22 protein-coding genes are annotated in these 20,517 nt (G+C 34.8%); 11 read left to right on the plus strand and 11 right to left on the minus strand.

Annotation, left to right across the window (positions count from 1 at the left end):
• Positions 1 to 212: 212 nt before the first annotated feature.
• Positions 213 to 995: a hypothetical protein gene (locus PXC01_RS11935; RefSeq protein WP_276472519.1), complete on the minus strand. Its 783-nt coding sequence runs from the start codon at positions 993 to 995 to the stop codon at positions 213 to 215.
• A gap of 153 nt (positions 996 to 1,148) precedes the next feature.
• Here PXC01_RS11935 and PXC01_RS11940 point away from each other — a divergent pair, with 153 nt between their 5' ends.
• Complete coding sequence (locus tag PXC01_RS11940) at positions 1,149 to 1,778, plus strand: GntR family transcriptional regulator (protein WP_276472520.1); 630 nt, start codon at positions 1,149 to 1,151, stop codon at positions 1,776 to 1,778.
• Between the two features lie 2 nt (positions 1,779 to 1,780).
• Here PXC01_RS11940 and PXC01_RS11945 read toward each other — a convergent pair whose 3' ends face one another.
• Both PXC01_RS11945 and PXC01_RS11950 read right to left on the minus strand, forming a co-directional pair.
• Positions 1,781 to 2,380: a hypothetical protein gene (locus tag PXC01_RS11945; RefSeq protein ID WP_276472521.1), complete on the minus strand. Its 600-nt coding sequence runs from the start codon at positions 2,378 to 2,380 to the stop codon at positions 1,781 to 1,783.
• 5 nt (positions 2,381 to 2,385) lie between these two features.
• Positions 2,386 to 2,871, minus strand: coding sequence for an RNA polymerase sigma factor (locus PXC01_RS11950; RefSeq protein ID WP_276472522.1), 486 nt, complete (start codon positions 2,869 to 2,871; stop codon positions 2,386 to 2,388).
• Positions 2,872 to 3,018: 147 nt separating this feature from the next.
• Here PXC01_RS11950 and PXC01_RS11955 point away from each other — a divergent pair, with 147 nt between their 5' ends.
• Complete coding sequence (locus PXC01_RS11955) at positions 3,019 to 3,165, plus strand: hypothetical protein (protein ID WP_276472523.1); 147 nt, start codon at positions 3,019 to 3,021, stop codon at positions 3,163 to 3,165.
• Positions 3,166 to 3,168: 3 nt separating this feature from the next.
• Here PXC01_RS11955 and PXC01_RS11960 read toward each other — a convergent pair whose 3' ends face one another.
• Genes PXC01_RS11960 through PXC01_RS11970 form a run of 3 tightly spaced genes read right to left on the minus strand, consistent with a single transcriptional unit; the run spans position 3,169 to position 5,889 of the window.
• Positions 3,169 to 4,275, minus strand: a complete 1,107-nt coding sequence (locus PXC01_RS11960) for an amidohydrolase family protein (RefSeq protein ID WP_276472524.1) — start codon at positions 4,273 to 4,275, stop codon at positions 3,169 to 3,171.
• Positions 4,256 to 4,882, minus strand: coding sequence for a nucleotidyltransferase family protein (locus PXC01_RS11965; protein WP_276472525.1), 627 nt, complete (start codon positions 4,880 to 4,882; stop codon positions 4,256 to 4,258). Before PXC01_RS11965 ends, PXC01_RS11960 begins: the two co-directional genes overlap by 20 nt.
• A gap of 2 nt (positions 4,883 to 4,884) precedes the next feature.
• Positions 4,885 to 5,889 (minus strand): XdhC family protein, encoded by a 1,005-nt coding sequence (locus tag PXC01_RS11970; RefSeq protein WP_276472526.1) that lies wholly within the window; start codon positions 5,887 to 5,889, stop codon positions 4,885 to 4,887.
• A 210-nt stretch (positions 5,890 to 6,099) separates the two neighbouring features.
• Here PXC01_RS11970 and PXC01_RS11975 point away from each other — a divergent pair, with 210 nt between their 5' ends.
• Positions 6,100 to 7,191 (plus strand): vWA domain-containing protein, encoded by a 1,092-nt coding sequence (locus tag PXC01_RS11975; RefSeq protein WP_276472527.1) that lies wholly within the window; start codon positions 6,100 to 6,102, stop codon positions 7,189 to 7,191.
• Positions 7,192 to 7,395: 204 nt separating this feature from the next.
• Positions 7,396 to 8,226 carry an OmpA/MotB family protein gene (locus PXC01_RS11980; RefSeq protein ID WP_276472528.1) on the plus strand — a complete coding sequence of 277 codons (831 nt, stop codon included), beginning with the start codon at positions 7,396 to 7,398 and terminating at the stop codon, positions 8,224 to 8,226.
• A gap of 72 nt (positions 8,227 to 8,298) precedes the next feature.
• Here PXC01_RS11980 and PXC01_RS11985 read toward each other — a convergent pair whose 3' ends face one another.
• The 4 genes from PXC01_RS11985 to PXC01_RS12000 are packed head-to-tail and all read right to left on the minus strand — an operon-like array spanning position 8,299 to position 12,381.
• Positions 8,299 to 9,762, minus strand: a complete 1,464-nt coding sequence (locus PXC01_RS11985; RefSeq protein ID WP_276472529.1) for a M14 family metallopeptidase — start codon at positions 9,760 to 9,762, stop codon at positions 8,299 to 8,301.
• A 20-nt stretch (positions 9,763 to 9,782) separates the two neighbouring features.
• A complete protein-coding gene (locus PXC01_RS11990; protein ID WP_276472530.1) occupies positions 9,783 to 10,442 on the minus strand; it encodes an N-acetylmuramoyl-L-alanine amidase in 660 nt (219 codons plus the stop codon).
• Entirely contained in the window at positions 10,439 to 10,864 is a 426-nt protein-coding gene (locus tag PXC01_RS11995) for a 3D domain-containing protein (protein WP_276472531.1), read from the minus strand. Before PXC01_RS11995 ends, PXC01_RS11990 begins: the two co-directional genes overlap by 4 nt.
• A gap of 5 nt (positions 10,865 to 10,869) precedes the next feature.
• Positions 10,870 to 12,381, minus strand: a complete 1,512-nt coding sequence (locus tag PXC01_RS12000) for an FG-GAP-like repeat-containing protein (RefSeq protein ID WP_276472532.1) — start codon at positions 12,379 to 12,381, stop codon at positions 10,870 to 10,872.
• 107 nt (positions 12,382 to 12,488) lie between these two features.
• Between PXC01_RS12000 and PXC01_RS12005 the strand changes: the two genes are divergently transcribed.
• Entirely contained in the window at positions 12,489 to 12,890 is a 402-nt protein-coding gene (locus tag PXC01_RS12005) for a DUF2452 domain-containing protein (RefSeq protein WP_276472533.1), read from the plus strand.
• Between the two features lie 66 nt (positions 12,891 to 12,956).
• Positions 12,957 to 14,291, plus strand: a complete 1,335-nt coding sequence (locus tag PXC01_RS12010; protein WP_276472534.1) for a serine hydrolase domain-containing protein — start codon at positions 12,957 to 12,959, stop codon at positions 14,289 to 14,291.
• A 398-nt stretch (positions 14,292 to 14,689) separates the two neighbouring features.
• On the opposite strand, the gene PXC01_RS12015 is transcribed toward PXC01_RS12010, so the two are convergent.
• On the minus strand, positions 14,690 to 15,532 hold the full coding sequence (locus PXC01_RS12015) for a 1,4-dihydroxy-2-naphthoyl-CoA synthase (RefSeq protein ID WP_276472535.1): 843 nt from the start codon (positions 15,530 to 15,532) through the stop codon (positions 14,690 to 14,692).
• A 182-nt stretch (positions 15,533 to 15,714) separates the two neighbouring features.
• On the opposite strand from PXC01_RS12015, the gene PXC01_RS12020 reads away from it, so the two are divergent.
• From PXC01_RS12020 to PXC01_RS12040, 5 genes are all read left to right on the plus strand, one after another.
• The gene (locus tag PXC01_RS12020; RefSeq protein ID WP_276472536.1) at positions 15,715 to 16,443 is read left to right on the plus strand and encodes a phosphatase PAP2 family protein; all 729 of its coding nucleotides are present in this window, start codon (positions 15,715 to 15,717) and stop codon (positions 16,441 to 16,443) included.
• A 106-nt stretch (positions 16,444 to 16,549) separates the two neighbouring features.
• On the plus strand, positions 16,550 to 17,311 hold the full coding sequence (locus tag PXC01_RS12025; RefSeq protein ID WP_276472537.1) for an SDR family NAD(P)-dependent oxidoreductase: 762 nt from the start codon (positions 16,550 to 16,552) through the stop codon (positions 17,309 to 17,311).
• Positions 17,312 to 17,412: 101 nt separating this feature from the next.
• Positions 17,413 to 17,985 carry a DUF2911 domain-containing protein gene (locus PXC01_RS12030; protein ID WP_276472538.1) on the plus strand — a complete coding sequence of 191 codons (573 nt, stop codon included), beginning with the start codon at positions 17,413 to 17,415 and terminating at the stop codon, positions 17,983 to 17,985.
• Between the two features lie 16 nt (positions 17,986 to 18,001).
• Positions 18,002 to 18,865 (plus strand): helix-turn-helix domain-containing protein, encoded by an 864-nt coding sequence (locus tag PXC01_RS12035; RefSeq protein ID WP_276472539.1) that lies wholly within the window; start codon positions 18,002 to 18,004, stop codon positions 18,863 to 18,865.
• 107 nt (positions 18,866 to 18,972) lie between these two features.
• A complete protein-coding gene (locus PXC01_RS12040; protein ID WP_276472540.1) occupies positions 18,973 to 20,427 on the plus strand; it encodes a nuclear transport factor 2 family protein in 1,455 nt (484 codons plus the stop codon).
• Positions 20,428 to 20,517: the final 90 nt, after the last annotated feature.

Raw genomic sequence — 20,517 nt, forward strand, 5'->3', positions numbered from 1 at the left:
AAAAACGAACATCATGAGAACTTTTATCAGAAATACACCAACGGAAACAAGGAGAAACACATTCTTTTCAAGCTTTAAAGCCAGTAAAAGAGTGCAATGGGTAGCAAGTAGACAGTTTACACATTAGAAATTTTAAAAAATTATTTGAGTTAGCTAAAAAAGGGATAAGACCTAAAAGTCTTATCCCTTTTCAATTTATTTTCATGTTTTATTTAATCCTCTAATGAAATTTCTTCCGCTACTCCATTAGGGTATGTAAGTGTTGCAGTATCATCACAAGTGCCATCACCAAAATTTACATTTACTGAGAGTCCGTTTTTAGAAACATCCATATCTCCACTTGATACATAGGTACAGGTTATTTCACTTGTTAACGGATCTTTGACGGTAACGTTATACGTATTTCCTTCAAAAATAACGGTCCAGCTGCCTTCTACACTATACGTTGCAGTTTCATTAAAAGAAATAGTTGTAAATTTTGTACCGCTGTCAGAAATAATAGCACCATCTTCCATTTCAACTGTCATTTCACTGGTAACCTCAAAAGTTATTGCGTTATCACTTGAGCTGGTATTGAACGAAAATGCTCTGGTACCATTAATTTTGGTTTCTCCCACGTAAAAGTCAACATAGCTAGCGGTAAAAGAACTTGTTTCTCCTTGCAGATTATAGGTTACGGCTAAAGTACCATTTACATTATCTGTTCCATTTAACACACAATTATTAAATGTGGCAATATAACCGGTGTCAGTGTAAACGGCGCTATAACACTCATAACTTAAAGTTTTACCTGTTGAACTATTATTGGAAGATAACTCAAATAACGCCAGATCAATACCACCCGTGATGTCGTCTGTCTCTAGAACTGCTTTGAGCTCTGCTTGGGAAAAGTCAACTTCTTCAATAGTGCTATCATCTTCACTACAGCTGTATGCTATTAGTAATACGCTTGAAAGGAATAATCCTTTTACAAATTTAAATGTTAGATTTTTCATGTTGAATTATTTGTAGGGTTGTTTTATTAAAACGTTGATAACTAAACCCTAGTATTGAAAATTTCTATATTAACAAGTGCTGTATTTAATTGCATTACAATAAACGATATTCAAGAACGGTTATAATCGTATACGATATATTATATTTGGTGTATGTTAATTAAAATGAACTTAAGGGATCAAGTGCGAGATTATCTACTGTCAGAGATGACCACTGGTAACCTTAAAACAGGTAAAACCATTAATTTGGCTGCCTTGGCACGACACTTAAAGGTCAGTGTTACTCCTATTAGGGAGGCATTGACCCAATTACAACAATCTCACATTATAAAGGCGGTACCCAACAGAGGATTCATAATTGCAGAATTAGATGTTAAAGAAGCCGAAGATTTGTATGAGTTGGTTGCAAATTTAGAGGTCATGGCCATTGAAAATTCGGAGTTTACAGAACAGCATATTATTGAGCTTAAGAAACAACAAGAAGTTTTTGAAAACGCCAAGGATGCACTTTCTAGGATACGGGCAGATTTAGAATTTCACAGATTGTTGACCAAAAATTACAATAACGAACTTGCATTAAAGATTCTTAATGACTTAAAGACCCGCATTTTCTTTTATGAACGTGCCTTTACGGACGATGATTTTTTCTATAACAAATCTGACAACCAGCATGAATCCATTATTTCTGCAATTGCAGATGATAATGTACCTACCGCTTCACTCCTATTAAAAATGAATTGGATGCTAATTTTAAATTATGTTCAAAAGAAACTTACCGAATAAAATTATTCTAAATCTTGCAATAGTTCTTGCGCAGACCGTGTTACTTTAAGATAACCATTATACGCCCATTTACAGAAAAACACCATGATAACCATAGTAATAGTAAATATGATATATTGCTCTGTTTTTAAACTGGTTAGGAAGACGTTTTTGTTTGATATTATTTTTGAGGTCACCGGCACTATAAAAACCAACCCAATAAGACCAACGGCTATGCCAATTTGTTGCAACCTTAAAAGTCTATTCTTGGTCTTTACGTAAAGTTTTAAGTTTTCTTTATACGAACCATTTAAAATATCGATGTTTTTTATTCTTTTTAACGTAGAAATTACCATAGCAGGTAATACAATTAAAAATGACAGCGTGAGTATACCGCACACCTGTAAATACCAGGTATCTAATTCTTGAAAATTTATGAGTATAACTAAGGCAATAGTAAAACAGATAATGGCTCCTAAAGTTTCATACTTGGTTATGGTCGTAAATTTATTCTGATATTTTTGCTTTGTCATGTCTAATATTATTTGGTTCGTCAATTTCTTTTGATGATTTATTTCGTTGCTCATTTGTGTCCATGCAGACTGTAGTTCTTCTAGTTCCATAATTATTATTTTGTCATGTTAGTTTTTAATTTTTTCTTAATGCGAGAAATTTTAGTGCCCACATTGGTATCGCTTAATCCCGTTATTGTTGCGATCTCTTTATAACTTTTTCCTTCAAGCAAAAGAAAAATGAGTCCTCTTTCTAAGGTGTTCAAGTGTTGTAAATGCTGATATAGTAGCTTTAATCGCTCTTCTAAAACATCGTCTTTATCATCAGATTGAGTGCTGAAAACATCGGCAACAGAAACCGATTTTGGTCTTCTTTTTTTCTTTTTAATAAATGTTATTGCCGTGTTCATTGCTACACGATACATCCATGTGGTAATTTTGGCATCATTGCGAAAAGAATCAAAATATTTCCAAAGTTGAAAGACTACTTCTTGGAACAAGTCTTCTTGGTCTTCCTTATTATCCGTGTAAATAGAGGTTGCCTTATATAATAGTGCCTGGTGTTCACGTATTAATTCAGTAAAGACTTCTTCTTTCTGCATATATAAAAACGTATTTCCCCATTAGTATGCCTATTATCTTTTTTGTCACACTTTCTAATGAATTCTTTTTTAAATTAAAACAAAAACAAGCTAACTCATACAACATGAGGTATATATGTGCGTTTTACTAAAAAAATAAATATAGGTATGCAGTTTTTAAATCGTGAAATTGAGGCGTTAACAAAGAGAAAAACCACACGAAGTTTAGTTAAAAAAGAGATTTCATGTGGTATTTTTCAAGATGTAAAAGATGTACCCGTAGTTGACGAAGCAGAAGTACTTAAAGAAAAGTAATTACTATTTAAATAACGATGTATCTAAACCTGGCACTAGGTTCAGCGCATTTTTATAATATAGTTTTTTAAGTACATCATCCGGTAGGTTTAGACCGTACATAGACCAAAACGCATGATATTTTTTGTAGTACGGAAAATATTCGTCGTTACTCTCTAGCACCCTAAAATAAGTAGGAAACTCTTCTGGTTTCCAACTATCCTTACCAAAAAGGACCCGGTCTTGGTATTTTATAAAGAAAGCTCTTGCATGCTGTGGTTGTCTACCTAATTCGGCAATTACGGCAGATATACCTACACTCATATTCGGCATTTCATCTAGTAGTTCCCCAAGTTTATCAAGATTATTGGCATGCCAGCCCATGTGGGCATTGATAAATTTAGTGTTCGGATGTTTTCTAAATACGTTATGTTGTTCTTGAATGATCTGCTCAAATGGGGCTGGATCCGTAGCAGTGCGTTTTCTTCTAGGATGTGTTTTCAATTCTAACCATCTTTCATTGTTGGCATCCATATCATCCCAGAAAGGTTTTGGGTCTGCAGCATGTATTAATACAGGCACTCCCATTTCTGCACATTTGGCCCAAATTGCATCTAAACGAGGGTCATCTATAGCCAAACGATTCCCGTTGGCATCCTTATTTCTTAAACCAAGGCTTTTAAAAATCTTTAAACCCTTAGCACCATTCTTAATATCCTGCTCTAATTGAGCGGCGGCTTGTTCTCCCCATGCCATATCTTTAGCTCCTTCAAAATCAACATTTGCAAAAACAACAAACCTATTAGGGTAACTTTTATTGATATTATTTATCTTTTCTTTTAGGCTTGCCCCAGATCTACCACTTAAGTTTACCATTATGGCTTCGTTCATGGCATCCATATGAGCAATTAAACCATCTAGTGCTTCTACTGACATGTCTCTTTGATGGCTATGTATATCTATAAAAGGAAATTTTGCTTTAACAATTTCAGATGCAGGTACTACTAAGGTAGATTTAGGATTGTATTCTTCAAATCCCATTTCTTGTGCAGATAACAATGAAGTTACTAGGAATATTAAAAATGAAAATGTGGTGAATATTAGGTTATTACTAGGGTTTATTCTCTGCATTTGTTCTGTTTATTAATTCGTTGTATTCTAATTTAGTGTCTATGTCTATTATCCCATCCAATGTTTCCAAAGAAATTATTGATAATTCATCATTGTTCAAAAGTTCTTTTGCGCCAAAATCACCTTCTAATTGAGATAAATGTTGAAAATATATATTTGAAAACAAGGCGGGCACACCTATTTTCTTATCGTAGTTTGTAGCTGCGATTTTACACGAATTATTTTCAAATACGTTGATCAAGGAATTCAAATAATTATGGTCAAGTAGCGGTTGATCCGCAAGACAGATTAGAATTGCATCTACACTGGGTAATTTCTTTAACAAGGCCTTTACACCATAGGCAATACTATTGCCAAGTCCGTTAGACCAGTTCGGATTTACAATTACATTTATTTTTTTTTCGATCAAATTACATTCTTTACTTATAAGTTTAGCATTTGAACCTAATACAACGTGCACGGATGCAGCATTGCTTTTTTCAACGGTTTTAATTGTTTCCAACAAAAAGTTTGAATCCTTCCAAGGCATTAATTGCTTTATACCGTTCATGCGCCTAGAAGCCCCGGCAGCCATTACTAATACCGCTATATGTAGTTCTTTTTTCAACCCTAAATTGTACTTAGTTTATCTCTCAACTTAACAGGCTGTGTCTTGCGAATAACGGTCAGGATTTCTGACAAAATAGATATAGCTATTTCTTGCGGAGTTTCTGCACCAATGTTCAATCCTGCAGGACCATGAATATTTTCTATAAAATCTAAATCAATGTCCATATCATGTTCCAGCAATTCGGACAATAATTTCTCCCTTCTTTTTATTGGTCCTAAAATACCTAAATACATAGGATGGCTATTTTTTAACCGCATTAAATATTTTAAGTCCTTTACATAACTATGGGTCATTAAAATTACAGCAGTATTATTATCTACAATATCAATATCAAAATCTTCCGGTTCTTGGTTCAATAATGCATCAATTCCAGGAAAATCCGAAATAGTTTTATTTTCTTTTGGAGTCACGGCTATGTTAACTTCCCATCCCATACCTATGCCAAAATGAGCCAGTTGTTTAGCATCGTGCTCCCCTCCTATTAACAAAAGTCTTTGGCAAGGTTGCATTGTTTGATCAAAATGCAAAGCATCTTCATGCTCGGTAGTATTTTCATTGAATACATAGCGCTTTGAGTTAAGTGTTATATGCGTGCCATAATTATTTAAAACGCCATATTCCTTTTTATAAGAGGTACAAAGTTTAAATGATCGGCGTTTTTCAATGACGGAGTTGAAAGTATTTACCAATGTTTCATTTGGAGAAAAATATTCTAATACTATATATAATACACCTTCACAGCCTAACCTAAATCTACCATCATAGGTCATTAATTTAGTCGTTTTATTTTCAAAAACAGATTGGGCCTGAAATAACACTTCCTTCTCTACACAACCACCACTTACAGCCCCGATCATAACACCGTCTTCCCTAATGAGCATACGAACTCCAGGTTTGCGATAAGAAGAGCCATCCAAATCGACTACAGTTGCCAAAACACATTTTAAATGAGCTACTTTAGCATTCCCGTATTCCTTAATTATCTTTTTAAATTCGTGCGTCATCAATCTTAATTTTTACACCTTCTAAAGTAGTAAAATTAAAGCTAATATTCTTAAAGTCTACTTCTCTTAAACCCAAATGAATAAAGGTGTTTCCATATCTTTAATCATGTGTAATTGTAGGCTTTAACAATCTTTAACATTTATTTTTTTATTCTTTATAATTTAAATAAACTTTGTCCGTTCTGCTAGTTGAACCCGTAATAATTGAATATGAAGAATTTTTTAAAAGCATTCAGTGTGTTTTTTATACTTGCCCTAATCGTATCTTGTGGTAATGCAGATGATGATGTAAATTTTAACCTTAATTCAGGCGACGGACTAGGGAAAGGTACCGTGGTAGATGATTGTCTAGGCCTAGATGAAGGAGAACTTGTTTTGTCCATACAAGATCAGTACACCACCCTGCCTGGTAAGGTATCGGTATTTTTCAGGGTATCGGATACCGGAGGAAACCCCGTTCCCGGTTTAACTGCAAATCAATTTACGATATATGAACAAGGTAGAAACGATGACTGTTTTAATACCATATCAACTTCAGAATCATCGGCACGTATATCACCCAACTCACAAATCTTCTCAAATAATACTTTATTAGTGTTGGACTTAAGCAACAGTGTGTTGAGCAGCAGTCTGGAGGAATTGAAATTGGCTTCTTCAAGTTTTATTGAGGCCGTTATGCCAGAAACTGCTACAGAGTCTGTAAAAATGGCAATTTATTGGTTTGATGGTGAAGATGAATTACACCTGTTAAACGAATTGACATCTTCAAGAGAAGAACTTACAGATGCGGTCAACGGCATTACCGATGACATCAGCAATGACCCTTCTACAGATTTGTACGGTGCCGTAATAAAATCGACCGATATTGCATCGGATTTGATCAAGGTAACGACAGAAGGTGGTAAAATAGGTGCAGCATCAGTTGTTTTGTTCACGGATGGTACCGATCAGGCTTCTCGTTATACCGAAGATGCGGCATTGAAGAAAGTAAATGATGCAAATTCCAATATATCTTTCTTTAGTATTGGATTGGGAGCGGAAATAGATACCGATGTTTTGACCGCAGTTGGTAAAACAGCAAGTGTTTTTGCCACGAATAAAGATGAATTAGAAAATACCTTTAGAGATATATCGGAAAAAGTTTCTGAAAGGGCCAATAGCTTTTATCTTTTTGAATACTGTAGTCCTAAAAGAGATGGTAGCGGCGAAAACAATTTAGCCATAGAAATTAACACTGGTTCTAGACAAGGCGCAGTACAGACCAAGTTTAGTGCAAACGGATTTACCGGTGGGTGTGAATAAGTAAAATATCGACAAAATTCAAGAAGAAGCATGAAAATGCTTCTTTTTTTTGCTCTAAAATATAATGAACAACGTACTGATAATCATTTTGTTGAATAGATTTATATACAAATACGATTATTCGCTTTTAACATTTAAACATCCGTTTATCGATTTGTGCCGTATATAAGACCGATTACACTAATAATAATTAAAAAGAACAAAATGAAAAGATTATCCTTAGTTACTATAGTATCGGTAGCACTTTTATCGTCTTGTGTTTCTAAAAAGAAATATGTTGCTTTAGAAGATAACCTATCTCAAACCCAAAGTACTTTACAAAAGACACAAGTTGAGAAAGAAGAGCTACAAGCTCAAATGACAAAGATCGAAGCTCGTGTTGAAGAGTACAATTCAAAAATCAACTCACTGAAAGAGATGAACGATAGCCAGTTCACAAGTGTAGATGATGTTGCCGTTATGAGTAACAATACAAAAGCTAAGATGAGAAATACATTGAAAAATGTAGATCCGGCCAAATTAGCAGGAGCACAAACATTACAAGATTCAATGAACTTGGCAGTTTCTTATAAATTGAAACAATCGATTTCTGAAGAAGGTGAAGATATAGATGTAAACATTGATAAGACTGTAGTAATGATCAATATCTCTGATGAGTTATTGTTCAACACCGCTAGTTACAATGTAAGTAGCAAAGCAAACAAAATTTTGCAAAAATTGGCTGACGTAATCAAGTCTGAGCCAAGTATGGAAGTTATGGTAGAAGGGCATACAGACTCTAGAACCATAAACACACCAATGGTTACGGATAACTGGGATTTAAGTGTAAAACGTGCAACATCTATAGTACGTAAATTACAGAAAGAATACGGTGTAGATCCTTCTCAATTAATTGCTTCGGGTAGAAGTAGCTACTTGCCTTTAGTTGAAAATGATACTAAAGAAAACATGGCCAAGAACAGAAGAACAAAAATTATTATTTTACCAAACTTAGATAAGTTCTTTGCGCTTTTAGATGCAGAGGATACTATGTAAGAATTATAATTCTATACGTATTAAAAAGGCAAGCGATCGCTTGCCTTTTTTTATATTATACATTTAAACCCATTATCTAAATATCATGGCGTTGGGTACCTGAATATCATTTTTTTTCAGGTCTACTAAAAAACCGTTTATAATGGCGTAATCAAACACACCGTCTTTTTCCAAAAAGAAAGTTGGATTGATTCCTGGCATTAAATTCAAATCAGGGACTTCATACTTTGTTCCGATCAAATGCATAGGATAAGGTGAATTGATTTTTTTAGAAGGAAAGTTAGTTACACGCAAATAACCATAACCTTTTTTCAATAGATCATTAAAGTTTAAGCGCCCTACAGTGTTAAAATCATTAAGCGTTTCTGGATATACCTTTGCCTGCCTAATGGTATAACCACTGGCATCTAAAGTTTCATAACCGTAATATGTAGAAAGATCTCCTTGATCTAAAATTCTACTACTATACCAAAAAGAATTATGGTCTGGGTAATCTACTTCTATTTGGTTCATACCCAGGTCAATGGTATACGTATTGCCCATTAGCTCGTATTTTGCACCAACAATTTTCAAATCGAACAGTTTTCTATCGTTCTCCGGTATTTTTTCATAGTCCTCAATACTTATTGATTCATATGATTTTTTAGCAATAGTATAAATGGCGGATAAAATAGACGTATAATTTAACTTTCTTATTTCTTGCTTTTCAACATCTTCTGGAAAACCGCCAGATTCTATTAAAATAGTACTTGTACCCCACTTCTGAATATTATCACCAAAAGCTCTAGGCTCAAAATCGTCATTATATCTACCTACTTGCCCCGGTGCGTATTTTTGTAGAATTTCATTCATAAAGACTATAATTTTCATGGCATTACCACGTGTTTCATTTATATCTTTCTCATAATTATATGCAGGAGCTAAATATGAAATGGTGGCAGGCTTTTCTGTACGTTCAGCATTATAATAGGTGCTTTGATCATGTAAGTTGAACCCAAAATCGGCATTGAGACTATCGCGTACTCTTTTCAAGGTTTGAGATTCCGGGGACTGTAAACGTAGTGCATCTCTATTTATATCAATACCCAATAAATTTCTACGCTGATATAATTCCGCCCCATCAGGATTTAACATGGGTAAAAAATGTACTGTTAAGCTAGCTAGAATAGCCTCTTTCTCTTTTTTAAAATCTGGACTATCAAAGAAATTTAAAATATCAAAAATTGCTTGAGTTGCCGTAGGTTCGTCACCATGCATTTGAGACCATAAAAAAACATTCGTTTCTCCAGTACCTATACTGATCAAGCTTAGATCTTTACCACCAATAGATGTACCTACCGTATTTACCTTAAACTTATCATTAGTAGAAAGCTTATCTATAAGCGGTTGAATATCGGTTCTTTTAATACGTCGTTTACCTATAGAACTTTCTTTATAGTTCTCATAAGTGTCGTATAATTGGGTTGTTATATTATCTGATTGCCCTATAGCAGAAAATGCGCAAAAGCTAAGTATAGAGAGTAATATTCTTTTCATTTATATCTATTTTAATTCTATTAAATTTTGGGTAACTCTTTAAAATCTAAATTTTTCACGGCCTTTCTAACGTCAGCCATAAACTCAGTTCCTGGATCTGTTTTTACAGTACGATAACCATCATCCTTTTCTAACCAAAGCGGATGACTTTCAAAAAGGGTATATTCATAATGACCTATTAAATAGTCAATATCGTACTTATCTTTTAAATACTTTACCAACCATATATTAGATTTCAATTGCGCTTTAGTTAACGGCAACTCTTCTGTTCCGCCCACATTCTCTACACCAATAGCACAATGGTTAAGACCAATGACATGGCGTGCCATGGTAGTTTCCGGTAATAATTGATATATAGTACCGTCTCTATCTACCATAAAATGGGAAGATACGTTTAGGCCACTAACATTTTTAATATCCGGCCTCCAATTAGGTAAGGTTGCGGGATCAAAAGCCTCAAAAGATTTTTTGAACGTTGGTATGACCGTCCAATGCAGCACAATCATCTTAGGTATAATTTTAGGAGAATCCTGTTCTAGACCATACCTGTTTTGAAGATATGCCAAAGTCAACAATTTACGCTCTTCGTTAAAAGTTATAGGGTGCTCAACAATGATTTTGCTAGAAGAGCAAGCACTTAGAGTACCTATTAATATGAGATATAAAATGTGTTGTTTCATTTTTCAACAGTTTCTATACTGTCTTTTTTTGCAGCATAGGATATCTTAATTTTTCTTCTCCCCCATTCTTTGGCCTTAGTTACATTTTCACCCATATAAATATCAATACGGTTGCGCCAACGAGAATGCATTTTATCTTTCACCAAATAAATACCCTCAAAGGTATCTATCTTTACCATAGTATTATAGCTTAAGCCTTTTCTTAGCAAATCTCTAGATACCGCAATCCATTTTTGACCAGGTTTTATAGAATCTCCCCATGCCGTAATTGCAGGATGCTCATAAGATGTTTGGTATGGTAAAGAATTATATGCAGTTGCCGTAACTTCCAGCTCAACCCAGTTATATTTATCATCCATAGATTTCTCAGAACAGCTAATAGCTAGTATCAAGATTAATAAAATGGATTTTTTTTGTACCATACCTACTAATGTAGCTTATTTTCTAAAATTAAAAGGTCTGTATAACTTTCCTTCCATGCTTCGTTTAAATATGCCGGCACGGGAGTAAATGAATAATTTAAGGCACTTAATACCAAATCATCATCGCCATCATTATCAATATCTGCAGCATCCATTAAAAACCATCTGCCCAATTTGGTATCTGCAAAATGCTCGGTAGAAAAGATATAGCGGGAGCTTTGCTCATTTTTTAAATATACCACGTTATAATCCGGGTGCTTTTCATAATCTGGGAACGTAGCCAATACTACAAAATCTACATCTCCATCTTTATCAAAATCATTGGCAATAACCCTCGTTGCACCATTAAGGGGATAAAAAAAGGTTTCCTCAAAATTATTATGACCATCGTTTAAATGGATACGTAAACCATGGTATGGCTTATGGATAATGGATTTATCGGCATTATCACCATTAACCGTAATTATATCATCAAAGCCATCGCCATTGTAATCTATCAGTTCAAACCAACTAGAACCATAAACAGGGTTAAAACGAATCACTTTGTCCATTTTAAAGTTCAAGTTTTCCTTTTGATATAATATGTATATTGCTTCATCACCTTGTGCGGCCATAACTACCAGGTCTTTTTTTCCATCATGGTCCATATCTTTAGCGATAACACGAATTGACCCTGGAACATTAAGCAGCGTTTTATTATTGTAAAATCCAAAGGTATCCTTTTCCAGCAGCGTTAGTTTTCCTTGTAGGTTGCCAAATTCGCTAATAATTATTTCTTCGTTGCCATTATCATTTAAATCAATATATAATGTATGTACCGGTCTGTGCAGCGAATCTTGTAATACTTTGGTAGCGCTACCGCTTCTAACTACTGTTTTTCCCCTTGGTATCTCATTAGGATCCATTACGCCCATATTGGTTACAAAAATACTATCACCAATAATTCGCGCATCGGTTATAGCTAAATTAAAATTGCCCAATAATTCATTCTTTCCTGTTTCCAAGTTGTATGCGGATAAGGCTCCTCTCCTATTACCTGTCAATATTTTATGGTGTAGCGTATCTATCTTTAAAAAAGTATATAGATTACCCTTTACGCTATCCAAAGCAACAGGTTTTGCAATGAATTGAGAAAGTGTTGCATTTTCTATAGTAACAGGATTATTTATAACACTATCCGGCGCCATGCTAACTATGTACTCTACCAATAAATTCCAATCTTCTTGTTTTATAATTGGTCTAGAAGGATAAATACCTGTTTTAATAATAGCAATCTGTTCATCAAAGGAATGTTGGTAATATGGATGATGTTCCGCAGTAATGATTCCTAGTCGCGCGCCCATTTCTGGCAGTACATTATCTTTCCAGATATGCTTAGGTAAATCGTTAATGTTAGGTGCTAAATGGCAGCTTGCACAATAAGTTTTATAAAGAACCACCTCTTTAGAACGGTTTTCAGTATTGCAAGATAAAACTGAACATAGTAAAACAGTATATATGAAAAATTTTAAATGCATTTAAATTTGATGGTTTTATATAGCTAGAATTGGAATAATTGAAGATACCTATACTTAAATAATCTAGCAAGATATAAGTGCTTGCTTTTCTTTAAATTTGTAAGGCTATGAAAAAAGAAAAAAAACCAGATAATGTAGTGTTCAATGAGGACACTCAAGAATATCACGGCAAATTATCACCTTTTGCCACGGGTGTATCCGCTCCTAAAATTACGCCGCCGGACATTACTTCTTGGAAGAATACACATATTGTAAGCGCCAATAACCAATTTAAGGCAGAATATGAGGCACTACAGGCGTCATATAAAAAACTTATGGACAATTTTGAATACAATAACCTTGTATATAGTGCAAAGTTTAGTTTTGAACCCATTGTAGGCAAAGAATACCATTTGTACAGAGCAAAAGATGAAAGTACATTCTTATCACTGATTTTACCAGAAGAATGCAACTTTGATTATTTGGGAAGTTTTAAGCTAGGACCTGATAAGACATGGGAAAAAATGTAGTGACCAAAAAGATATACCAATAGTTCAATAGTGACTTTTATAAAAAGTTTAAAGAATAAAGTGAAAATGAAAAAGCTTAAATGGATTTTTGGTATCGCCTTAATTTGCCTAATTGCCGCAGTATATTTCAACTATCCCAAATTAAATTTAATATCTGGCTATGCTTCTAAAAACATGGCATCAAGTGTTTTTATAGCAGATAGAGACATTGACGGTATTACCTTAAATGACAATAATATGCCATTAATAAAATTGGCAGATACTAAAGTGTCCAATAAAAACAAATCTGCTACAGCTACGGTATACGGACTAATGCCAAGAACGGCCGTTTATAAAGAAGGACTTGGTGCAGTGCTAACCAACAAAGAGTTTTCTAAGCATAATTTTGATATTGTACCTAATAGGTTTACAAAAAAAGACACATTGCCTTTCCTCTACGGTAATAACGGAGTAATAGATACTATTTTAGACAATGTAGCTTACGATAAATTAGAAGTTGCTTTTGAAAATGCTTTTAAAGATGCCGAACAAAAAACAAGATCTCTTTTAGTAATACATAAAAACCAAATTATTGGGGAACGGTACATTGATGGGTTCACGAAAGAAACCAAAATTCTGGGTTGGTCCATGACCAAAAGTATTTTGGCTACGCTATACGGTATTTTAGAATATCAAGATAAAATTGATATGGATTACAAACCGTTTTCAGATGAAATACGCATAAAGAATCCGAAAACGAACATTACGCTTGATCATCTCTTACGTATGCAAAGCGGTTTAGAATGGGACGAGAACTATTTTAAAATATCCGATGTTACGCGAATGTTGTTCCTAGACTCGGACATGACATTGGCTCAACGAAATAAAAAAGTGGTAGCACCACCTACTGAAATATGGAATTATTCATCTGGCACCACCAATTTACTTTCGGGCATACTAAGGGACCAATTTAAGTCGCATCAAGAATATCTTGACTTTCCATATAGGGAACTGATCGATAGAATTGGAATGAACTCTATGCTTTTGGAGACCGATCTAAGCGGTAATTATATATTATCCTCTTATGCTTGGGCAACTACCAGAGACTGGGCCAAATTTGGATTATTATACCTGAATAGAGGTGAATGGAATGGTGAACGTATTTTTTCCGAGTCATGGTCAGACTACGTTTCCAAGCCAACCATCAACTCTAATGGTACTTATGGCGCCCATTTTTGGTTAAATGCGGAAGCAAAGTATGCAGATATCCCTACAGACCTATATTCCGTAAACGGATTTCAGGGACAACGAATATTTATAATACCATCAAAAGATTTGGTTGTAGTAAGAACCGGTCTAAAAGAACAGACCGATGAACAATTTAACACCCTGTTGAAAGAAATTATAGCGTCTATTCGATAAAAGGTTCAAAATTTTAACCTTTTCAATACAATACCACAATTTATAGTCCATTCACCACAGAATTCCCTTGTCTGGCAACAATAGTTTCAGAGAACCCTAAATGATATATACATTTACAGTGTTATTAAAAACGAAATAAAAATTTTTCATTTTCATATAGCGTTCTCGTAAAAGAGTCTGATCTTCACTGATCAGACTCTTTTTAGTTTAGGGTGTTTCCAGTTTCCAGTTTCCAGTTTCCAGTTTCCAGTTTCCAGTTTCCAGTTTCCAGTTTCCAGTTTCCGAAAACTAAAAAAGTTCATTTTTTCTTTAGAAAAAATGAACTTTTTTAAGGTCACCATCAACGGACAACCATCAACGGACAACCATCAACGGACAACCATCAACGGAAAACGGACTTACGGCAGCCAATTATCCTTACCAAAATTAGGCTTACGTTTTTCAAGAAATGCGTTTCTGCCTTCTTTTGCTTCTTCAGTCATATAAGCCAATCTAGTTGCTTCACCTGCAAAAACTTGTTGCCCCACCATACCATCATCGGTTAAATTCATGGAGAATTTTAGCATTTTAATAGACGTAGGAGATTTTTCCAATACCTCTTGTGCCCATTGAAAGGCGGTGTCTTCTAACTCGTCATGTGGTATTACGGCGTTGGCCATCCCCATATCAAATGCATCTTGTGCAGAATAGTTTCTTCCTAAAAAGAAAATTTCACGTGCTTTTTTCTGTCCCACCATTTTAGCCAAATATGCAGAACCGTATCCACCATCAAAGCTGGTTACATCCGCATCCGTTTGTTTAAATATTGCATGTTCTTTACTGGCCAATGTCATATCACAAACTACGTGAAGACTATGACCACCTCCAACGGCCCAACCTGGGACTACGCAAATAACTACTTTGGGCATAAAACGAATCATTCGTTGTACTTCAAGAATGTTCAAACGGTGTTGTCCATCTTGCCCAACATATCCTTTCTCTCCCCTAGCCTTTTGGTCACCACCAGAACAGAAAGACCATATTCCGTCTTTAGTTGAAGGACCTTCCGCAGAAAGTAAAACCACTCCTATAGAAGTATCTTCCTGTGCATCATAAAAGGCTTTTATAAGTTCACTTGTGGTATGTGGTCTAAAAGCATTGCGCACATTAGGCCTGTTGAAAGCAATACGCGCTACACCGTCACATTTTTTATAGGTAATATCATCAAATTCTATTGCGGTTTTCCAATCGGGTGATTTCATAATTTCTAATAATTCTATTATGGCATAAAGATAAGGTTTCGGGATATACTCGTCCAAATCTGTAGGGCCTCATAAAGCTTTGAAAATATAGTTTAACTCAAACGAGTTATTTATCAATTTGTTTGAAACACTGAAATTGACCTATATCAGCTAAGTTTACGCCTAATCAAATAGATCGTTTCATGAAACAATCCCTTTTCACGTTCATAAAATCGCTGCGAGAATTTTTAGCGAATAAATTAAACCAATATAATACAACATTGCCTTATGTAATTACAGTTTTAATAGCTTTGATTTTGGTTGTAGGCGGTATAAACCTCTTCGTTGAATTGACGGATACATTAAAAACAGAAACCCTGGCTGCCTATGATACTGCCATTACAGATTACGTGATTTCTTACCGAACGCCAACACTAACCTCATATTTTAAATTCATGACCAATGTTGGCGACACCTATGGGTATTTGATCGTACTAACTATTTTCCTTTTAGTATCCCTTATAGTCTTTAAACGTTGGAAATATGTAGTACAGGCCACTTTGATTCTTGCTTTGGCCACCATTTCAAATATGATGCTAAAACGGTTTATTGATCGGGCCAGACCGGGAATAGAACATCTGGTATCGGTAGAAACCCTAAGTTACCCCAGTGGTCATGCAATGAGTGCAATGGCATTCTACGGATTTCTTATATTTCTGGTCACTAAATTCAAAATTCAGAGGGTGATGAAATATGCACTGGTCATTGTTTTAATAACAATCATTTTAAGCATAGGTATCAGTAGAATATACTTAGGCGTTCATTTTCCCTCGGATATCGCAGGCGGATTTATTGCCGGATTCATTTGGGTAGTTTTCTGTGTACTGGTTTTTGATTTAATAGAATTATTTAGACGAGATCCAGAGACCTGAGAATTAATTTTAATATAAATATAGCGTGACCTTACAGGTATAAAATAGAGATTTCAATATTTTAGATTAAAAAAGAACTAATACCAATTTTAGAGAAAAGAATACTATGTCTAGAACAAAAATAGCATTGGTAACCGGTGGTAGCCGCGGAATAGGAAAAAATATAGCATTAAAAATCGCAGAAAAAGGATTGGATGTAATTTTAACTTATCACTCAAAAAAAGAGGCTGCAGCAGAAGTGGTCAAAGAAATAGAAAAAATAGGTCAAAAGGCAGTCGCGTTTCAATTAGATACAAGTGACACTTCAAATTTTTCTAGTTTCTTTAAAACGGTTTCCATGTATTTAAATGAAAATTACCGCACAGCTAAATTTGACTATTTGGTAAACAATGCCGGAACAGGAATTTACAAACCATTTCTAGAAACTACAGAAACTGATTTTGATGACATGATGAACATTCATTTAAAAGGTGTTTATTTTCTTACCCAACATGCCGTTGAACAAATGAATGATGGTGGCGGAATCATAAATATATCATCAGGTTTGGTACGTGTAACCATACCTGGTTCTTCTGCTTACGCAAGTATGAAAGGCGGTATTGATGTGTTGACACGATTTCTGGCAAAGGAGTTAAGCGACAAAAAAATTAGAGTAAATGTAGTGGCTCCCGGTGCCGTAGGTACGGACTTTGGTGGTGGTGCAAATAAGGATAATGAAGAAAGGCGTGAAAAAATTAGCAGTAATACAGCTTTAGGTCGCGTTGGTGAGCCAGAGGATATTGGCGGTATTGTAGCTTTTTTATGTACGGAAGATGCAGCTTGGATAAATGGGCAGCGTATAGAAGCAACTGGAGGATTGATGCTATAAAAATATTGATTTACAAGCAGATAGCTAAAGAATAGTTAACTTCTCATTTTAATTATCATTAATTTTAAAACCTGATCAATTTTGTTATTCATGTATTTATTATGAAAAAAACTATACTACTAATAGCTTGCTTTAACTTATTTATTTCCGTTGGACTTGCCCAAAATTTCAGAGGCTTGGATAAAAGTCCGTTGGATAGGGTGTATTTACCGGACCACTTTGCTCACGACATAAAATTTGCTCCAGAAAGAAATCTACCAGATTTCCCTATTTTAAGGATTGATTATAGCAGACCTCAAAAAAAAGGTCGCCCAGTTTTTGACGGTATGGTCAAATACAATGAAATATGGCGACTTGGAGCCAATGAGGCAACGGAGATCAAAGTATACCAAGATGTTAAAATAGATGGCAAATTACTTAGGGAAGGTACCTACACCATGTACGCTTTACCTACTAAAAAGATTTGGACCATAATATTCAATAGGGATATTGATCAATGGGGACATTATAGCTATGACGATAATAATGATGTTCTAAGAGTTGAAGCCCATGTTTTACAAAACGATCGACCAATAGAAGAATTTACCATTCAATTTGAAGATTCTGAACAAGGTGTTGCCGTAATGTATATTGCTTGGGATATGAACAGGGTAGAGATTCCTATAAGTTATTAAAACTATATAGTCAAATTTGAAAAATATACCGGATATATCATTTCAAGATGCCGATAATAAGCACAGTTTTGAGTGTTTAAATCTGACCAAGTTCTTTGCTAGAATCCCTGAAATAACAGACCACAACCCTACCCTACCACACAAAATTCATTTTTTTGCGTTATTGATCGTTACAGATGGCAATGGCACACATCAAGTAGATTTAGAAGATTATACCGTACAAAAAGGATCGGTACTGAAATTGGCAAAAGGTCAAGTTCATGCTTTTCAAAAGAATGCCACATACAAAGGATTTTTAGTATTGTTTACAGAAGATTTTGTGATGAACCACTTCTCAAAATCCTCAATCAATATGATCTCACATCTCTATAATTACCACGTTACATCCCCTATTTCAGAAAATGAAGAGTTAAACCATAGCTTTTTACAGGAATTAAATGAAGAGCTTAGGAATTCAAATGATTATGCTAGAAATAATATAGTAGCCTCTTTGATCAATCTTTATTTATTGAGACTTGAACGGGAATTTGATCAGCAATTGCCCCATAGTAATGCAAAGAATTACACCATTTTCATCAAATTTAAAAACTTAGTAGAACAAAATTATGCTACTACAAGAAATGTGAAAGACTATGCCGAAATGCTTAACATTACTACCAAACACCTAAATGAAATAGTTAAGGAGTTTACCTTGGACACGGCTAAAACCTTTATTGACGGTTACGTAATTCTTGAAGCAAAAAGATCAATTGTCAGTACAGATAATGGCTTTAAAGAAATAGCGTACGAAATTGGCTTTAATGAGCTAACAAATTTCACTAAATTCTTTAAAAAAAATACTGGTGTTTCTCCTAAAACATTCAGAAACAGCTTAATATAATTACTCATATTTACCATTCTTAGCTTCATATTGATAACAGAATACCACTATTGCCATTTTAGTTTTGCAGTGTAGAATTACACTTAAAATTAACTAAAATGAAAACTATGAAATCAAAATTATTCGCAATTAGTCTGTTTACTATGGCAATAGCCAGCTGTAACAGCCCAGAAAAAAAAGTGGAGACTGTTTTAGAAGTAACCAGTTTCAATATCAAGACCACCGTAAGTGAATTGGAATTTAATAAACTTGATGCTGAAATAGAAGAAACTTTTACAAGTAAGCAGCCTGGTTTTATTAGACGCCAAAGCGGTGTTGACAAACAGGGAAGATATGTGGTATTGGTATATTGGAAATCACTTGCCGATGCAGAAGCTTCAATGAATAAATTTATGTCAGATGGGTCTGTTGCCAGCTATGCAGGTATGATCGATGGTTCTTCAATGAAGATGTCCCGTTTTACAATAACCGATGAATTTATAGCTACGAATAGCACATTTACAGAAGTAATGACCTTTAAATTAAAGGAAGGTGCCAATGTTGAAGCTTTTAATACGATAAACGACCGGGTTGGACCAGAATTCAGTGAAAAACAAACCGGATTTTTACAACGAATTACTGGGTTTAATAAAAAAGGAGAACAAGTTGCTATTGCGTATTGGGATACAAAAGCGCATTCAGATGCAGTAATCAATGATTTTATGAATGCCGCGGTTGCTAAAGAATTCATGGGGATGATGGATCAGTCTACCATAGATATGATCAGATTTCAATCACTAACCTCTTTAAAGAACGTAAAATTATCTAATAAAGACAAAGTAGTTGCATTATTGAACAGCTTTAATACAGGTGACCAAACACCTATTTCTTACATTAATCCTAATACGTACATTCAGCACAATTTAGATGTAGCAGATGGCTTACAAGGTTTTGGTGAAGTAATGCAACATGCCCCGGAAGGCGGATTTAAAGCAAATGTACTACGTGCGTTTCAAGATGGGGATTATGTGTTTACGCATACTGAATATGATTTCTTCGGACCAAAAGCAGGATTTGATATTTTTCGATTTGAAGATGGAATGATCGTTGAGCATTGGGACAACTTATTACCTGTTCAAAAGCCAAACCCAAGTGGAAGAACTCAATTTGACGGCGCCACTACTTTGACCGATCCAGATAAGACAGAAGCAAATAAAGCTGTAGTTAGAGGTTTTATAGAAAATGTGCTTTTAAATCATGAAATGGATAAGGTAACCAACTACATCAACCCAGCAACCTACATTCAACATAATCCCGCTGTGGCAGATGGTTTAGATGGTTTTGGGGCAGCAATGAAATATTTTGCGGATAACGATCTGGTAATGCAGTATGATAAACTACATATGGTTTTGGGTCAGGGCAACTATGTGCTTAGCGTTAGCGAAGGTAAATTCGGTAAAGGCGACCATACCGCTTATTATGATTTATTCAGATTGGAAAATGGTTTAATTGTAGAACACTGGGATGTTATTGCTACAATACCTGCAAAATCTGAATGGAAAAACGAGAACGGAAAATTTTAATTCCCTCTAGAGAGTAAAACAACTCAGGGCAAGCCATGAGGCATTCAAAAGAAACAAACTTCTAAATTAAAGGCAGGCCTCAGGGTATTA

This window comes from Maribacter huludaoensis (assembly GCF_029350945.1).
Lineage (GTDB): Bacteria > Bacteroidota > Bacteroidia > Flavobacteriales > Flavobacteriaceae > Maribacter > Maribacter huludaoensis.

Bases quoted from the DNA above. Each gene is read 5' to 3' on its own strand.
- PXC01_RS11935 (WP_276472519.1), bottom strand. From the start codon at position 995: ATGAAAAATCTAACATTTAAATTTGTAAAAGGATTATTCCTTTCAAGC.
- PXC01_RS11940 (WP_276472520.1), top strand. From the start codon at position 1,149: ATGTTAATTAAAATGAACTTAAGGGATCAAGTGCGAGATTATCTACTG.
- PXC01_RS11945 (WP_276472521.1), bottom strand. From the start codon at position 2,380: ATGGAACTAGAAGAACTACAGTCTGCATGGACACAAATGAGCAACGAA.
- PXC01_RS11950 (WP_276472522.1), bottom strand. From the start codon at position 2,871: ATGCAGAAAGAAGAAGTCTTTACTGAATTAATACGTGAACACCAGGCA.
- PXC01_RS11955 (WP_276472523.1), top strand. From the start codon at position 3,019: ATGCAGTTTTTAAATCGTGAAATTGAGGCGTTAACAAAGAGAAAAACC.
- PXC01_RS11960 (WP_276472524.1), bottom strand. From the start codon at position 4,275: ATGCAGAGAATAAACCCTAGTAATAACCTAATATTCACCACATTTTCA.
- PXC01_RS11970 (WP_276472526.1), bottom strand. From the start codon at position 5,889: ATGACGCACGAATTTAAAAAGATAATTAAGGAATACGGGAATGCTAAA.
- PXC01_RS11975 (WP_276472527.1), top strand. From the start codon at position 6,100: ATGAAGAATTTTTTAAAAGCATTCAGTGTGTTTTTTATACTTGCCCTA.
- PXC01_RS11980 (WP_276472528.1), top strand. From the start codon at position 7,396: ATGAAAAGATTATCCTTAGTTACTATAGTATCGGTAGCACTTTTATCG.
- PXC01_RS11985 (WP_276472529.1), bottom strand. From the start codon at position 9,762: ATGAAAAGAATATTACTCTCTATACTTAGCTTTTGCGCATTTTCTGCT.
- PXC01_RS11990 (WP_276472530.1), bottom strand. From the start codon at position 10,442: ATGAAACAACACATTTTATATCTCATATTAATAGGTACTCTAAGTGCT.
- PXC01_RS11995 (WP_276472531.1), bottom strand. From the start codon at position 10,864: ATGGTACAAAAAAAATCCATTTTATTAATCTTGATACTAGCTATTAGC.
- PXC01_RS12000 (WP_276472532.1), bottom strand. From the start codon at position 12,381: ATGCATTTAAAATTTTTCATATATACTGTTTTACTATGTTCAGTTTTA.
- PXC01_RS12005 (WP_276472533.1), top strand. From the start codon at position 12,489: ATGAAAAAAGAAAAAAAACCAGATAATGTAGTGTTCAATGAGGACACT.
- PXC01_RS12010 (WP_276472534.1), top strand. From the start codon at position 12,957: ATGAAAAAGCTTAAATGGATTTTTGGTATCGCCTTAATTTGCCTAATT.
- PXC01_RS12015 (WP_276472535.1), bottom strand. From the start codon at position 15,532: ATGAAATCACCCGATTGGAAAACCGCAATAGAATTTGATGATATTACC.
- PXC01_RS12020 (WP_276472536.1), top strand. From the start codon at position 15,715: ATGAAACAATCCCTTTTCACGTTCATAAAATCGCTGCGAGAATTTTTA.
- PXC01_RS12025 (WP_276472537.1), top strand. From the start codon at position 16,550: ATGTCTAGAACAAAAATAGCATTGGTAACCGGTGGTAGCCGCGGAATA.
- PXC01_RS12030 (WP_276472538.1), top strand. From the start codon at position 17,413: ATGAAAAAAACTATACTACTAATAGCTTGCTTTAACTTATTTATTTCC.
- PXC01_RS12040 (WP_276472540.1), top strand. From the start codon at position 18,973: ATGAAATCAAAATTATTCGCAATTAGTCTGTTTACTATGGCAATAGCC.